At 62.7% G+C, this 357-nt stretch carries 1 protein-coding gene; it reads right to left on the reverse strand.

The window, feature by feature from the left end:
- A partial coding sequence (locus KVT38_RS33590) for a family 1 glycosylhydrolase (RefSeq protein WP_217598057.1) occupies positions 1-357 on the reverse strand: 357 nt, incomplete at both ends.

The raw sequence follows: 357 nt of genomic DNA on the forward strand, positions 1-357 counted from the left end.
ACGCCGATGAAGTCGATCGGCTCAGCGATCGTCTCCATAGCGCCCGGCAGGATCGGCACTTCGACGCCGTTACCCTTGAACCAGTCGACCATGCACTGCGGGTATTCACCCTTGAACGCCGGACCAATAAACCATTCGTTGTTGTACGCGCGAGTGCGGTGCGCCGCCACGACGACCTCCGGCTTGGTCGTATACGGCCCGAACCAGTACAGGTTGTGCGTCGTGCCGATCTCGCCTGAGATCCCGACCGCGCGGCACGCCTTCACCGCTCCGCCGTGCGCCACCATGCAGTTATGCGGGACGCTGAAGGCAGGCTGCAGGTTGGAGTTGTCCGGCGCATGCGCCCCGATATTGTTT

It is taken from the genome of Cohnella sp. GbtcB17, assembly GCF_019091135.1.
GTDB lineage: Bacteria > Bacillota > Bacilli > Paenibacillales > Paenibacillaceae > Cohnella.